Source organism: Bacillus sp. N13C7 (assembly GCF_026790065.1).
GTDB lineage: Bacteria > Bacillota > Bacilli > Bacillales > Bacillaceae > Bacillus.
This window is the reverse complement of record NZ_JALAMO010000029.1, coordinates 1-14,807: the sequence shown is the minus strand read 5'-3', so window position 1 is coordinate 14,807 and position 14,807 is coordinate 1. Positions and strand designations below refer to the sequence as shown.

13 protein-coding genes and 2 pseudogenes are annotated in these 14,807 nt (G+C 42.5%); 11 read left to right on the top strand and 4 right to left on the bottom strand.

The window, feature by feature from the left end:
* Positions 1-25 precede the first annotated feature (25 nt).
* Together MOB98_RS20315 and MOB98_RS20310 are read right to left on the bottom strand one after the other, a co-directional pair.
* Complete coding sequence (locus MOB98_RS20315; RefSeq protein ID WP_268358698.1) at positions 26-784, bottom strand: phosphosulfolactate synthase; 759 nt, start codon at positions 782-784, stop codon at positions 26-28.
* Positions 781-1,467, bottom strand: coding sequence for a 2-phosphosulfolactate phosphatase (locus tag MOB98_RS20310; RefSeq protein ID WP_268358697.1), 687 nt, complete (start codon positions 1,465-1,467; stop codon positions 781-783). Before MOB98_RS20310 ends, MOB98_RS20315 begins: the two co-directional genes overlap by 4 nt.
* Positions 1,468-1,714: 247 nt before the next feature.
* On the opposite strand from MOB98_RS20310, the gene MOB98_RS20305 reads away from it, so the two are divergent.
* The 3 genes from MOB98_RS20305 (at position 1,715) to cysC (ending at position 4,246) form a co-directional block, all read left to right on the top strand.
* On the top strand, positions 1,715-2,371 hold the full coding sequence (locus MOB98_RS20305) for a phosphoadenylyl-sulfate reductase (RefSeq protein ID WP_419900993.1): 657 nt from the start codon (positions 1,715-1,717) through the stop codon (positions 2,369-2,371).
* A 109-nt stretch (positions 2,372-2,480) separates the two neighbouring features.
* Positions 2,481-3,650 (top strand): sulfate adenylyltransferase, encoded by a 1,170-nt coding sequence (gene sat, locus MOB98_RS20300; protein WP_268367338.1) that lies wholly within the window; start codon positions 2,481-2,483, stop codon positions 3,648-3,650.
* A complete protein-coding gene (gene cysC / locus MOB98_RS20295) occupies positions 3,647-4,246 on the top strand; it encodes an adenylyl-sulfate kinase (protein ID WP_268367339.1) in 600 nt (199 codons plus the stop codon). Before sat ends, cysC begins: the two co-directional genes overlap by 4 nt.
* A 26-nt stretch (positions 4,247-4,272) precedes the next feature.
* Here the strand turns inward: cysC and MOB98_RS20290 are convergent, their stop codons facing one another.
* Positions 4,273-5,079: an alpha/beta fold hydrolase gene (locus MOB98_RS20290; protein WP_268362881.1), complete on the bottom strand. Its 807-nt coding sequence runs from the start codon at positions 5,077-5,079 to the stop codon at positions 4,273-4,275.
* Between the two features lie 205 nt (positions 5,080-5,284).
* Between MOB98_RS20290 and MOB98_RS20285 the strand changes: the two are divergent.
* A pseudogene (locus MOB98_RS20285) lies at positions 5,285-5,925 on the top strand (pentapeptide repeat-containing protein).
* Positions 5,926-5,932: 7 nt separating this feature from the next.
* Here the strand turns inward: MOB98_RS20285 and MOB98_RS20280 are convergent.
* Positions 5,933-6,712, bottom strand: a pseudogene (locus MOB98_RS20280) (PLP-dependent aminotransferase family protein); the annotation flags it as partial.
* A 650-nt stretch (positions 6,713-7,362) separates the two neighbouring features.
* Here MOB98_RS20280 and MOB98_RS20275 point away from each other — a divergent pair.
* The 7 genes from MOB98_RS20275 to MOB98_RS20245 all read left to right on the top strand — a co-directional run.
* Positions 7,363-8,421, top strand: a complete 1,059-nt coding sequence (locus MOB98_RS20275) for an alcohol dehydrogenase catalytic domain-containing protein (protein WP_268357951.1) — start codon at positions 7,363-7,365, stop codon at positions 8,419-8,421.
* A gap of 245 nt (positions 8,422-8,666) precedes the next feature.
* Positions 8,667-9,647 (top strand): 2-keto-3-deoxygluconate permease, encoded by a 981-nt coding sequence (locus MOB98_RS20270; protein ID WP_187955957.1) that lies wholly within the window; start codon positions 8,667-8,669, stop codon positions 9,645-9,647.
* Positions 9,648-9,731: 84 nt separating this feature from the next.
* Complete coding sequence (locus MOB98_RS20265) at positions 9,732-10,514, top strand: FadR/GntR family transcriptional regulator (protein WP_268357950.1); 783 nt, start codon at positions 9,732-9,734, stop codon at positions 10,512-10,514.
* A gap of 141 nt (positions 10,515-10,655) precedes the next feature.
* Positions 10,656-12,065 carry a four-carbon acid sugar kinase family protein gene (locus MOB98_RS20260; protein WP_268357949.1) on the top strand — a complete coding sequence of 470 codons (1,410 nt, stop codon included), beginning with the start codon at positions 10,656-10,658 and terminating at the stop codon, positions 12,063-12,065.
* Positions 12,066-12,085: 20 nt separating this feature from the next.
* Positions 12,086-13,348 (top strand): ribulose-bisphosphate carboxylase large subunit family protein, encoded by a 1,263-nt coding sequence (locus tag MOB98_RS20255; protein WP_268357947.1) that lies wholly within the window; start codon positions 12,086-12,088, stop codon positions 13,346-13,348.
* A gap of 292 nt (positions 13,349-13,640) precedes the next feature.
* Positions 13,641-14,285: a LysE family transporter gene (locus tag MOB98_RS20250; protein ID WP_419901047.1), complete on the top strand. Its 645-nt coding sequence runs from the start codon at positions 13,641-13,643 to the stop codon at positions 14,283-14,285.
* Between the two features lie 49 nt (positions 14,286-14,334).
* Positions 14,335-14,807 (top strand): DinB family protein (locus tag MOB98_RS20245; protein ID WP_268367423.1); only part of this gene is annotated, 473 nt, incomplete at its 3' end.

Here is a 14,807-nt window from a genome sequence, read left to right as displayed (position 1 = left end):
ATGACGAGAGCCCCGCAGCCGCGTTTTACAAATAAAAGGTATCGGAACGCAGTCCTAAACGCAGCGTCTCTAATGCAATCGCATCCTGAAATGGGATATTAGCCAGATTTACATTCGGCCCGATCCGTTGAATGAACCCTTGCTGGAGCGTTTTATTCGGCGCTTCAAAAATCAGCCGGGTGATATCAATATCCGAGGAAAGGATGTCATCGACAATTTGAAACCTGACATCGCCGCTGCTCGAGCAAATACCTCCTGTCCCGCTTTCCCTTGCCTCTGTAATCACTTTTTCCGCTCCCGCTTCCATATCCTCTACGATATATTCAAGCCAATCCTCAGAGCTTTGCCGGCTTGATAATTCCGCATCCTTGCTTCCCACCTCGCTGAGCACAAGAAATTCATCAGAAAAATCGGCTATATAAGCTGCTTTCTCTTTATTTGTCATTGGAAGCGTGCCGTTTGAAATCTCGATATATTCACAGCCGAAATAAGTGCAGTACCGATGAAATTCATTTACTTTTTTCTGGCTTACATACTTCTCAAACAATGTGCCGCCAAAGAAAAATTTAATGTCATGCTCTTTCAGCGTGCTGATTTTTTCTTCAAGATCTTTCGTAAGTAAAGATGTGCCCCAGCCGAATTTCACAAAATCAATATAGTCGGACGCTCCAGCTATCACATCTTTGAAAAACTGCAAGGGATAGCCGTTATCGATTAAAATGCTCTGCCCAGTTTCTCTCGGCTTGCTTGTTCTCACTGGCAATTCTAGTGAAAAATCATTCATATTATGACCCTCTCTATCGTTGGAACTTCTCTTTCCTGTTTCACTTTCATCACGAAATCGCCTGTCTGTTCTTTTGTACAATATGCAATGTCTTCCGGATCAAACAACGGCTGGCGGCGGTCAAAAAATTTCTCCGCAACAGAAGAGCGTTTTATTCTTTCAGCCGCCTCCGAAGCCTTTACCGCGTTTGTCCCCTCGATGATGCCTTTGATATATTCCGCACACGCCATATCGTCATCACCTGATGGATGGGAAGCGACAATGTTCAAAACACAATCCTTTGCAGCCAGCGTTTTTACATGCTCAGCTGTTGTTCTGGCGTTGGAAAATCCAGTCACGAACAGATGCTTGGCGTTCAGCGCCCCTAATGCCGCTGTGACGCCGTTTGTTGTTTTCTGAATCAGGCGTTTATCCTCCATATCCTGCTCTGCCATGCGTTTTGGCGAATTATCCAAATCAAACCCGCTGATACCGACCCCCTTTTCCTCTCCCGTCAACACATAATCCGGATACGTTTTTTTCAGCGCAAAGGCTTCTTCTGCTGTTCGGGCTAATAAAATCTCTTTCGCCCCGCCGATAAACGCATAATGGGCGACCGTAAAGGCTCTGATGACATCAATGACGATGTTAATATCCGCCGGGGCAAGCGAATGATGATGCCCCTGATAAATGGTAATCGGCATACTATCTCTCCTTGGGCATAAAAACCATTTTGCTTAAAAGCATATTCAGCCGGTCTCTTAATGGTTCCGGCCCCTTATTTTAGGCGGCGCCACACCTAAAAACCCTGAACGTTTATGTAAAAAATGAATAGTCTGCCTATAACTCGATCAATAGATAAGAAAACAGACAGATGCAAACGGGGGGAAAATCTTGAACGAACAAATCATCACATATGACACATGGAACAACACGCTGTCCGAACAGATAATGGATCAATTGATCGATGAGCTCGATGTGTTGAAATGGGCTTACCGAACGTACGGGGATAAAATAGTGTACGCATGCAGCTTTGGCGCAGAAGGGATGGTGCTTCTCGACCTCATATCAAAAATCAACAAGAACGCGCACATCATCTTTTTGGATACAGGGCTGCATTTTCAGGAAACATATGAGCTGATCGAGACTGTCAAGGAGCGATATCCGTCATTTACAATCCAGCTGCTCGAACCCGAGCTCAGCTTAAAAGAGCAGGAGACGCAATACGGCGGAGAGCTGTGGAAGCATAACCCGAACCTCTGCTGCCAGTTGCGGAAAATCGAGCCGCTGAGAAAACACCTGTCCGGCATGACAGCTTGGATTTCAGGGCTGCGCCGGGAGCAGTCTCCTACGAGAAAGCATATTCAATACGTGAATTTGGATCAGAAATTTCAGCTCATTAAAATTTGCCCGCTCATCCACTGGACATGGGATGACGTTTGGACGTATATCCGCCTTCACAATTTGCCTTATAACAAACTGCACGATCAACATTACCCGAGCATAGGCTGTGAAATGTGCACGTTGCCATCCTCAGATCCAAACGATGAGAGGGCCGGAAGATGGGCCGGACGGGAGAAAACAGAATGCGGCCTGCATCAGGATTAATGTCCGGCATCCATGCCAGGGAACGAAATGATGATGGGGCGCTGCTTTAAAGCTTTCAGCCAGCGCAGAAAAGCTAACAAAGGACACATAAAAATGGAGGTTGAACGCGTTGTATGGAAACGAGCCCCATGGAGGGGTGTTAATCAACCGCTGCGATCCCGCATGCCATTTTGAAGGGTGCATGTGCGAAGCGGAGCTGGATCAGCTTGCACTGAGCGACCTTGAACTTATCGCGATCGGCGGCTACAGCCCGTTAACTGGTTTTTTGGGAGAAAAAGATTATCATTCTGTTGTGAAAGAGATGCGGCTGGACAACGGCTTGCCATGGAGCCTGCCGATTACGCTGCCTGTCGGAGAAGAAACAGCAAAACTGCTGTCTGCCGGAGATCGCGTCAAGCTTGTGAAAAACGGCGTCACCTACGGCGTGATGACAGTCACTGATATTTACCAGCCCGATAAAACACAAGAAGCACTGTCTGTTTATAAAACAAACGACTCAGCCCACCCAGGCGTAAAAAAATTGCTGGCGCGCCCGGATTACTATATCGGCGGGCCAATCACTGTCAGCCGCCTTCCCGACAAATCCTTCGAACAGTTTTACGCAGCGCCCGCAGAAACAAGGGCGGCCTTTAAAGAACTCGGCTGGAAAACGATTGTCGGTTTTCAAACAAGGAATCCTGTTCACAGAGCGCATGAATACATTCAAAAAACAGCGTTAGAAACGGTCGACGGTCTGCTGCTTCACCCGCTTGTCGGTGAAACGAAATCAGATGATATTCCGAGCGATATCAGAATGGAAAGTTACCAGGTGTTGCTTGATCATTATTATCCAAAGGATCGGGTTATGTTATCGGTTTTCCCTGCCGCCATGCGGTATGCAGGTCCGCGGGAAGCGATTTTCCATGCGCTCGTCCGCAAAAACTACGGCTGCACCCATTTTATTGTAGGCCGTGATCACGCAGGTGTCGGCAGCTATTACGGAACGTACGACGCACAAAATATTTTTCAATCATTCACAGAAGAGGAGCTGGGCATCAAGCCGCTGTTTTTCGAGCACAGCTTTTACTGCCGAAAATGCGGAAACATGGGCACCTCGAAAACCTGCCCCCACAGCCCGAGAGACCACATCCACTTATCAGGCACAAAAGTGAGAGAACTTCTCCGCCACGGCAAAAAGCCGCCAAAAGAATTCAGCCGGCCTGAGGTCGCAAACGTACTAATCAAGGGTCTTCATCAACAGCCCGTTGCCATCGAGCAAAACAGCAGGGGATTGCAATGAGTCACAATCGGAACATCGTTTGGCATCCCGCTGCAATCTCAAAGTCTGACAGACAGTCCTTAAACGGACACAAAAGCTGCGCCCTCTGGTTTACCGGGCTGTCCGGCTCAGGAAAGTCGGTGCTGGCCAATGCTGTTGATGAAAAGCTTTACCACATGGGCATTCAGAGCTATGTGCTTGACGGCGATAATATCCGCCATGGCTTAAACAAAGATCTTGGATTTCAGACTGACGACAGGATTGAAAACATCCGCCGGATTGGTGAAGTGGCGAAGCTGTTTGTCGACAGCGGGCAAATGATTTTAACGGCTTTTATTTCTCCATTCAGAGAGGATCGGGACATGGTCAGAGCGCTCTTTCCTGAAGGAGAGTTCTTCGAAATTTATGTGAAGTGTCCGCTGCATGTGTGCGAACAGCGCGATCCGAAAGGCCTTTATAAAAAAGCGCGGAACGGAGAGATCAAGCATTTTACCGGGATCGATTCTCCGTATGAAGCGCCGCTTTCACCCGATTTCATCATTGAAACAGACCAGACATCTATTTCCGATGGAGCTGATCTGATCATTACAGAACTGCAAAACAAAGGAATCATATAAAAACCCGATTCATATCGGGTTTTTTCTTATGAGCCGGCAAACTGCGCAATCAAACGGTTGATCTTCTCTTTTTCTTCATAAAAAGCTCCGTGCCCGCTGTTTACAAACGGAACCAATTCCGACTGTTTGATGCCGCGCTTCAATTCCCTCGCAAAATCAAACGGCGCAATTTTATCCTTTCCGCCGTGCAGAATCAGTGCCGGCACCTTAATTGCCGCAAGATCCTTTCTGAGATCCTCATCTCTTAGTGCAATGCCGGAGTGGATCGTCCCATAGGAAGAAGCCTCCAGCATCAGATTGAGAAACCACTGTCTGAGCTCTGGAGACACTTTTTTCTCAAAAAACTGTTTTCCTAAATCAGCAAGCGTTTTTGGCCGATCACTTTTGAATTGTTCAATCATGTCGTCAATATCCTGCTTCCTCATCCCGTACGGATATCCCGGACGTTTTGTAAATGCGGGCGCCGCTGCAGACAGCAAAATCAGCTTACTGATATCGGCTCCCTCATGTCTTGCCATGTAACGGATTGCAATTGCGCCGCCCATCGAAAAACCGGCAAGGACCGCATTCTCAAGCTGCAGCGTATAAATAACAGCTTTGACATCATCGGCCATCGTGTCATAGTCGTAGCCTTCCCACGGGCGGTCAGATTGCCCATATCCACGTAAATCAACGCCGATAAAACGGAATCCTCTTTTCGGAAGCTCATTCATTTGATATTCAAACATCTTATGATTCAGCGGCCACCCGTGCAAAAAGATGATCGGCCTTCCATGCCCAATATCCTCTACAAACAGTGTCACATGCTCCTCTGTCTTGACGTAATGCCCCATTCCGCATTCCTCCTGTTCCCTTTTCTTTCCCGGCCTGTAAACGCCTTGACGTACAGGAATCTTTCCATTTATGCTTACAAAACAAGCAGGTTGCTGTACCAAGAAAAGGCTCTTCACGATTTACTATATGTATCAATTCCCATAACAATCTATTAAATTGATCCCGAAGGCGCCTCGTTTTTCGGGCAGTAAAGGATGTCACCACATGAATAAAACAGTGATTCAAAAACCGCACATACCGGAAAACCTGCAAACCGCAGATTTTCATGAAACCGCTGCGCAGGATGAGGTCATCAGCATGCATTTGTTTGAAGATTGTACAATCTGCGGCGAAGATATCGAACGACTTTGTGTTGAAAAAACAATATTCAGAAATGTCGTGTTTATTGACGTGTCTTTTCGGCATATTGAACTGACCGATGTGATCTTCGAAAAGTGTGATTTGTCAAACGCCGATTTCAGCGGGGCTGTCGTACACAGAACCTCCGTAAAGCAATCAAAAATGGTTGGAATGAATGCAGCGGAGTCAACGCTTCGGAATGTTTCATTCGAGGAATGCCACGGACATTTCAGCTCATTTTCATACTCAAATATGAGACAAGTTCGATTTGACCGTTGTACACTGGTGCAAAGTGAGTATACAGCAATATGGCGCTCCAGCAGACACACTTTGACGCGTGCGAACTGGAAGGCGCCAGCTTTTTTGGCACGTCCCTTCAAAACATGGATCTCAGCACATGCCGGTTTGAACAGCTTCACGTCTCCCTCGACAAATTGAAAGGCTGCAAAATCGCGCCGGAGCACGCGATTGCTTTCGCCAGGACGCTGGGAGCTGTCATTGTATAACAAACGCTTAGGACATCAGGCGGCGGGCTGTATCAGCTGCCGCTCTAATGCCTGTTTCCAAATCGGCAAGAGTTGCATAGGAATATGACAGCCTGATGCTGTTTCGATCTTCACCGTCATAAATGGAACCGGGATTCACCAGCACCTGCTGTTTCAGCAATTCATGAAAGAAACGGGCGACAGGCAGGGATCTATGAAATGTCACCCAAATATAAAAGCCTCCGGCGGGAGTTGTCCACGTCGCGATGTCCCCTGCATACTGCTCAAGAAAACGAAGCGCCGCGTCTCTCCTTTGTTTTAGCTCCCTGCGTATCCATGTCAGATGCTCTTCATAATATCCCTGTGACAGCCATTCGGCAGCCGTCCACTGAGACAGGCCGCTCGATCCGTAGTCTGTCTGCATTTTAATGTCGGCCAGCCTTTCAATGACCGGCTCCGGTCCGGCCAGCCAGCCAATTCGAAGGCCGGGACTCACTGTTTTTGAAAAAGTGCCCAGATACAGAATATTGCCTTCTTGATCCATTGCTTTTAACGGCTGCGGCGGTTTTTCTTCAAACCATAAATCACCGTACGCATCATCCTCAATGATCGGCAGCCGCTCTTTTTTTGACAGGCTGATGATCTCTTTTCTTCGCTGCTCTGAAGTGACAGCGCCTGTCGGATTAAGAAATGACGGAATCGTGTACAGCAGCTGTCCTCCGTATTGTTTTCGATAAGGAGAAACAAGCGCCGCTTCGATTCCTGCTTCATCCATCGGCAAGCCGCGAAGCCGCATCCCCGCTGATTGAACTCAGCTAAAGATCTCTTTTCTTTATAGAATGTTAGGCTTTTTAATAGGATAACGGACTCAGAGGGGTTCAGAAAAACATAAGTGTACAGTGTAACAATATGAATTTCATTTGCACGTGTTTTCAATTAAAGCCGAAGGTGAGGCTTATAAAGCCGCTCCTTCATCTGTTACTGAATTAAATCATTTGGAGTTTCATTTAGTATTTAAACATCAGATGAATAGAAGCAAAACATCAAAAGTAACTTTAACAACCCTCTGTCGTAAACATCAGATGAATTTCACAAAACAGTTATTTATCACTTAGTTGTTTAGGTACTTAAAACAAGAAAAAATTATTATTGACTGATTTTACCTTGTTATTATACACTTGATTCAAAGTTAATCATCGGATGATTATTCAAGATCTGGCAAGTAAATTGGATTTCATATGACTAATTCCAATCTATTCGCCCAGGTTAAACATCATACAAATTTGAAAGGAGAGTAGAGTAGATTAGCTTGCATACTTACGAGTTAAGGTATTGTAACCAAATTGATCTAAACAAAATCAATATTGCCTATAAGTCAGATGGTTTATCACAAATATATGGTGGTATAAAACACCAGCCCTGAATAATAAAAGCGTCTACCTAAGGAGGCACTCTAAAATGAAAGCGGTTGTAAAAACAGAGGAAAATTATGGTTTCTCTTATATAGAAGTGGAGGAACCTAGACCAAAACCTCATGAGGTTTTAATTGAAGTAGAAGCAGCAGCTATATGTGGAACGGATATAAGTTACTATAAATGGGGGCAATCCGCTAAGGATTTTGCGTCAAAATTTAATGTGAAGTTTCCTTTTATTGTTGGTCATGAGTGTTCCGGGACGATCATTGAGGTGGGTAGTGAAGTTAAGAATAGAAAGATTGGTGACAGAGTAGCTTTGGAAACTCATATTCCTTGTGAAGAGTGTTTTCAGTGTCAAACAGGCAATGCTCATAATTGTATGAATATGGGTATTTATGGAACGAGTTGTGACGGCTGTTTTGCAGACTATGCAATTGCTCCGGCAAGTGTAGCATTTAAATTACCTGACTCTGTATCCTTCGAAGAAGGTGCCCTCTTTGAGCCAGCCGGTGTAGCTATGCGAGCAGTGGAAGAATCCCAAATTCAGCCTGGTGATACAGCCCTCATCTTTGGATGTGGAGCTATAGGTCTATTGGCTATAAAAATGTTGCTGGCATGTGGGGCTTCAAGAGTTATAGCAGTTGATATAGACCAGTACAGAGTGGATATGGCCAAAAGTTTTGGTGCTATTGGGGTTAATTCACTTAAAGAAGATCTTTCAGCAATTATTAGGGAACTGACGCCTGGCAGAGGTGGTGTAGATTTTATTTTTGAAATGACGGGTTCATCAAAAGTATATGAAACGTTGTTTGATTACCTTCGTTTAGAAGGAAGAGTCGTCACTGTAGGGCACCCTGGCGGTCCAATTCCAATTAATGTAACACAAAGCATTAATCTAAAGGGTGCTACAATTAAAGGATTATTTGGAAGACGTATTTGGGAAACATGGTGGAAATTGTCATCCTTAGTTGAGTCAAAAAAAATTAATATACTTGAAGTTGTAACACATCGTTATTCATTTTCACAAGTAGATGAAGCATTTGAACAGGTAAATAAAGGTGCTGGAAAAATTATGTTCTTAAAGGATCAAAAACGTTTCTAAAAAACATAATATTCAGAACATAATTCACCAAAAAATAGCGCATTATAGCATTTAGAAAGAGTTAGCATCAATATGGAGGATCCATCCAGTACCAAGCTGAATAAACATTAGACCAAATATTGAAAGCGCTTTAAAATCCCTGCGTAACTGGGATGGGTCGTTGAAATAAATTGCACCAATGTTACTATACATTGTTTGATAACTAGAGTTGCACAAATTCTAAAACAATATCAGGAGTTGAATTTATGCAAATAAAAGCGGCAATTGATAAAATTCCTGCAGGCCTAATGCTAGTTCCTTTATTTATAGGATCTTTGATTCGCACACTCTTTCCAGAAGCATTTGAATCGCAAACATTTACACATTCTTTTACCGGGGGACTATTAACCGGCACGACAGCATTACTAGGTGGATTTTATCTATGTTTAGGCTCAACCATACGATTTAATGCAACTGGTTATGTGTTGAAAAAAGGTGGAGCCTTATGGTTTGGCAAAATAGGCACAACTTTTGCAATCGCTTTACTGATTAAATCTATTTTTCCTGATCAAAACAACTTATTTTTAGGACTATCCGCGTTAGCAATAGTTGCTGCTTTTTCTGATACAAATGGTGCTATTTATATGGCTCTTATGGGGCAATTAGGAAAGAAAAAAGAGGATATAGCTGCTTACTCCATCATGTCAATTGAATCTGGGCCATTCTTTACTATGTTAATATTAGGTATTGCTGGATTAGCAAGTTTTCCAATTTCCGCATTTGTCTTTACACTTCTTCCTCTACTTGTGGGAATGATTCTAGGAAATCTAGATGAAAAGATGCGAGATTTCTTAAGTAAAGGTGAGGACGTCTTTATTCCTCTCTTAGGTTTAGCAATTGGTGCTGGAATTAATTTAACCAATGTAGTGAAGGCAGGCTTATCTGGCATTTTTTTAGGTATAGCTGTTGTTATAATTACTGGAGTTGCTCTATTTATACTAGATCGAATTACAGGTGGAGACGGTGTGGGAGGTTTGGCGGCTTCAAACACCGCGGGGAATGCAGCTGCCGTACCATTATCCCTTGCAGCTGTTAATCCTATCTATAATGAAGTTGCTGTGAGCGCCACACTTCAAGTATCAGCGGCTGTTATCGTTACAGCGATATTATCCCCTGTACTAACCGTTTGGTATGCAAAACGAGTTGAGAAAAGAAAGGTACAGAATGTTGGAAATATTGGAATGTAAATGCTTGAACCCAAAATTGCAGCTAATTTAACTATATAATACTTGTAAGAACCAAAATTAAAAATAATAAAGGTGAATAAGAAAATGGATAACGAAATGGATTTAATTATGTCAGCTGCAGTTAATAAAGAAAAAACAAAAACAGCTGTAGATCAAGTAACGGACTACATTAAGCATAAGATCATTTATAAAGAGTTAAAGCCTAATGATAAGATTCCTACTGAAAGTGAATTAAGTGAAATTTTAGATGTTAGTAGAAGTTCAGTTCGAGAAGCATTAAAGATCTTGGAAGCTATTAATATTATCCAGATACGAAGAGGAGATGGTACGTATATTTCAGAACCGGAAGCTATATCTTTTTCTCAATCTCTATTGTTTAAAATAATCTTAAATAATATGCAACTTAAAGAATTAGTTGAGTTCCGTGAGCAGATAGAAGTAGCAGTAGTAAAATTAGCTATTACGTACGCTACTAAGGAAGATATACAAGGTTTAAAGACAATTCATAATTCTTTTTTGGAATGCATTGAAACCTATCCAGATGATTATAAACTCATTCATGAATTAGACTTGAGATTTCATAAAGCATTAGCTGCTTCAACTAAAAATAAGTTAATGGCAGAGATATATTTGTTTGCATTTGAAATTTTTTCGCCAATGATCTTAGAAAACTACGCTATTGGCCAAATAAAGGGTGAGGACAAGAAAACGACAATTGAAAATCATAGAATTCTTATTGAGGCACTAGAAAAAAAGGATCTTTATACTGGAATTTACGGTATACAAATGTCTCTTAAGTTGTGGATGAAATGGATTAAGAATAGGAATTCAGACAATACACCGAGTGAAAAAAATCAAACATTTTAAATTTTAGATGATAAATTGCCTCTTAATCTTTCTATTGTTACAATACGAAACAATTCACATTGTCAAGTGAAAGTTGCCGTCTATTTAAACAAAAATCTACTTGAAGAACCAGATAAAGAAGGATAGAAAGGAAGGTTGAGAATGACCGAAAAAAATCTATTGCTTGCTTTTTACGGGGATGATTTTACCGGTTCTACTGATGCAATGGAAGCGTTAGCTTTAAACGGCTACCGCACAATCCTATTTTTAGATATGCCTTCACCAGAGATGTTGGGAAAATTCATTGGCGTTCAATGTATTGGGATTCCAGGAACTAGCCGGGCTAAAAATCCTAATGAAATGGAACAAGAATTACGACCAATGTTCGAGTCATTATTTAAGTTGAAAACAGATGTGATTCATTATAAAACATGTTCAACATTTGATTCTAATCCAGAAATTGGCAGTATTGGGAAAGCGATTGAAATTGCGCTTGATTACACTGAACAACAAAAAGCAGTGCCGATTTTTGTTGCGGCACCACCACTAGGAAGGTATACACTATTTGGAAACCACTTTGCTAGAATGTATGATACCGTTTATCGGTTGGATCGACATCCAACGATGTCAAAACACCCGATGACACCTATGAACGAATCAGATTTACGAGTTCATTTAAACAAACAGTTTCAGACACCCAAGCAAATTGGTTTGATGGATGTGGTGGAACTCTCCGGTGATTATAGCCATGTTAAAGAAGTGTATGAGCAAAAATTAGCATCAAGTAATGACATCGTTCTTTTTGATGGAATGGATAATAGCCATTGTCAGAAGGTTGGCCGACTATTGTGGGAAAAAAGCCAAGAGGGTTTACGCTTCATAGTCGGATCATCAGGTGTTGAATATGCATTAACAGCTGAATGGAAGCGACGAGGATTGCAAGCATCAAGCAACAAAAAAGAGCAAATAAAAATTTCTGCTGTTAATCAAGTTCTTGTTGTAGCTGGTAGCTGCTCACCAATCACCAAAAACCAAATCGATTCTGCAATTGAAGCCGGTTTCGTGGGGATTCAAATTTCTCCACAAGATATTATTAATAAAGAAGAACTACCAAAAGATTTATTGGATAAGGTAATTAAACATATTAAAAACGGTAAAAGTGTCATTTTATATACAGCTCGTGGATCAGAAGATTCTGCTATTGCTGAAACCCGCAGACTCTTTGATGAAATGGGAATAAAGAAAAGAGAATCAGGAGAGTTGATCGGCAGTCAATTGGGTAAATGGACTTTGGAAATTATGAAAATTACTAGTATTCGCCGAATCATTGTTGCTGGAGGAGATACTTCGGGTTTTGTGACAAAAGAATTGAAAATCTTTGCATTGGAAATGATTCTTCCGATTGATCCAGGTGTTCCACTGTGTTGTGGCTATTCATCAGATCCAACTATAAATGGTATTGAAATCGCTTTAAAAGGTGGGCAGATGGGCAGTCCTGAATTTTTTGCGAAGATTAAGGAAGCTACTTCATCTGACGCGGAAACTTTAAATGATATGACCTTAAAATACTAAATATTAAGGAGTGTTACCATTTGAGCCAAGATCGTGTTTTTGCAACGTATCACATTGAGACGCCCTATGATTTGGAATATGCTGCAAAAGTCATGGCAGGTGAGCAATCTACCGGTACGTTTATTGCTGTTCCTGGAGAAACAGAAGAGCTTAAGGATCGCTTTGCAGCGAAAGTAGTTTCGATTGAAGAATTAGAGGTGGTTTCTTCTCCAACCTTGCCTGGTTCCAAATTGCCTCATGCATCAAATAAATCGATTTCATATCACCGAGGAAAGGTCGTGTTATCGTTCCCTTTACATAACTTTGGCCCTTCAATACCGAATTTATTGTCAGCTGTAGCAGGTAACTTGTATGAACTTCGTGAAGTTAGTGGATTAAGACTCATGGACCTGGAATTTCCAAATGCCTTTTTTGAAAAGTATCCCGGTCCAAAGTTTGGGATTGAAGGAACGAGAAAATTAGCCAATGTGTACAATCGTCCCCTTATTGGAACGATAATTAAGCCTAGTATTGGTTTAACACCAGATGAACTACGGGGAGTTGTAAGAGATTTGGCGTTAGCTGGGATAGACTTTATCAAAGATGATGAACTAAATGCTAACCCTCCATACGCTCCTTTGAAAGACCGTGTAACCGCTGCAATGGAAGAAATCGAGAGGGTTGCTGATAAAACAGGTAAAAAGTTAATGTATGCATTTAATATAACGGATGACATGGATCAGCTTGAACGTAATTATGAAACCGTTTTAAAAGCTGGTGGAAACTGCGTAATGGTCAGTATTAATAGTGTAGGGCTGGCAGGTGTTGCACATTTGAGGAAATTTAGTGAGGTTCCCATTCATGGCCACCGTAACCAGTGGGGAGCTATAACCCGTTGTCCGCAGTTAGGTATGGAATTTACGGCTTATCAAAAGTTATGCCGCCTGGTTGGAGTCGATCATTTACATTGTAACGCTATTAACAGCAAGTTCTATGAGTCTAATGAGTCCGTTATCAAATCGGTAAAAGATTGTATAACCCCAATGTTTGGCGGTTATACCGTGATGCCCGTATTGTCTTCCGGCCAATGGGCAGGAACTGCACCCATTTCCTATGAATCAATGGAAACAATTGATGTCATGCATTTAGCAGGTGGGGGCATCATTGGGCATCCAGGTGGCTCGAAAGCAGGTGTTAAAAGCATGATTCAAGCGTGGGAAGCAGCAGTTTCTGGTGTATCCCTTAATGAATATGCTGAGACTCACATTGAATTAAAGCAGGCCATCGAAAAATTTGGCAAATAAATAATAACTGCATATATTATTTTTTTCAATCTATAAAAATCGGAGGAGTACTCTGGTTTCGCAATCTATTTCAGTGACAATGATTCGGCTTAATGATCCGATAATCGCTTTCCAATCCAAATTTAAAATTAATGAAGAATGATTTTACTTTTTTATTAATAGCAGAAGGATTGTATTTAAACTATGAGGTGTATTAGTAAAGATATATAAAGCTGTTTTTTTGTCGGGAAAAGTCAAGATATTATGATTTAACAAATCTATCAACTAAAAAGGATTTACACTTAAAGAGTAGATCCTTTTTTGTATTACAGAGAACTTGCTCAGCCTGAATGCAATATTCACGGAATTCTGCTTGGCTTTGGCTTCATTTTTGCCGCTGGGGGCGCAGAATGTGTTTATTTTTCAGCAAGGAGCATGGCAAAGGCATATTTGGCTGGCACTCCCCGCCGTCATCAGCGCTTCTGTCTGCGATACCCTGCTCATTGTATTAGCCGTAGCAGGTGTATCCGTCATTGTGCAAGAGCTGCCTGTGTTTGAGAGCGTGATGATGGCCGGCGGATTTTTGTTTCTCCTCTATATGGGCTGGGTGACTTGGAACAGCCGACCGAAAGAAAACCAAACAGAGAAAAACAGGTTCACAGCGAAAAAACAAGCTGCATTTGCTGCCGCTGTTTCTCTTTTAAACCCGCACGCCATTCTGGACACGATTGGCGTCATCGGCACGAGCTCTCTTCAATATTCGGGGCTTGAGAAATGGCTCTTTATGGCTGGCTGCATCGCTGTGTCTTGGATTTGGTTTATCAGTCTTGCAATAGCGGGCCGGCTGTTTCAGTCAATAGATACGAGCGGCAGGCTTATGCTGATCGTAAACAAATGCTCTGCAGTGGTAATGTGGGCAGCAGCAGGATATTTCGGGGCATTGCTCTTCAGCAATTGAAGGAATAACAATTGAAACAGCGAATTTATTAGAAAAGGAGGCAATGCTGATGACTGATGCAAAACAGCTTTATGACTACCATTGCTGGGCGAACAAGCGAATATTGAACCATATCGAAAACCTGCCGGAGGAAACGGCTTATCAAGAAGTAAAGAGCGTATTCCCTTCTATCAGCGGCGTGCTGCTTCATATGTGCAGGGCTGACTACATTTGGCTGAACGTTCTTTCGGGAGTGGCCTACCAAGAGATTATAGACGGCGCAGGCAAATTCGAGTCCGCGCATGTCAAAATGACAGCGATTAAACAGCACACTTCCGAGTTGGAATTACAGTATCATGATTTCTTCAGCCGCCAGACGGACTTAGAACAGACCTTCTCAATGCAGCATCCGAAACTCGGTACACTGGAATCAACCTATGCAGACACCATCCTGCATGTCGTCAATCACGGCACTTATCACAGAGGGAACGTGACGGCCATGCTGAGACAGCTGGGCCATTCAGGCGTACCTACTGATTATAT

Excerpts from the sequence above, each read along its gene's own strand:
- MOB98_RS20315 (WP_268358698.1), bottom strand. The coding sequence starts at position 784 with ATGAATGATTTTTCACTAGAATTGCCAGTGAGAACAAGCAAGCCGAGA.
- MOB98_RS20310 (WP_268358697.1), bottom strand. The coding sequence starts at position 1,467 with ATGCCGATTACCATTTATCAGGGGCATCATCATTCGCTTGCCCCGGCG.
- MOB98_RS20305 (WP_419900993.1), top strand. The coding sequence starts at position 1,715 with ATGGATCAATTGATCGATGAGCTCGATGTGTTGAAATGGGCTTACCGA.
- cysC (WP_268367339.1), top strand. The coding sequence starts at position 3,647 with ATGAGTCACAATCGGAACATCGTTTGGCATCCCGCTGCAATCTCAAAG.
- MOB98_RS20290 (WP_268362881.1), bottom strand. The coding sequence starts at position 5,079 with ATGGGGCATTACGTCAAGACAGAGGAGCATGTGACACTGTTTGTAGAG.
- MOB98_RS20275 (WP_268357951.1), top strand. The coding sequence starts at position 7,363 with ATGAAAGCGGTTGTAAAAACAGAGGAAAATTATGGTTTCTCTTATATA.
- MOB98_RS20270 (WP_187955957.1), top strand. The coding sequence starts at position 8,667 with ATGCAAATAAAAGCGGCAATTGATAAAATTCCTGCAGGCCTAATGCTA.
- MOB98_RS20265 (WP_268357950.1), top strand. The coding sequence starts at position 9,732 with ATGGATAACGAAATGGATTTAATTATGTCAGCTGCAGTTAATAAAGAA.
- MOB98_RS20260 (WP_268357949.1), top strand. The coding sequence starts at position 10,656 with ATGACCGAAAAAAATCTATTGCTTGCTTTTTACGGGGATGATTTTACC.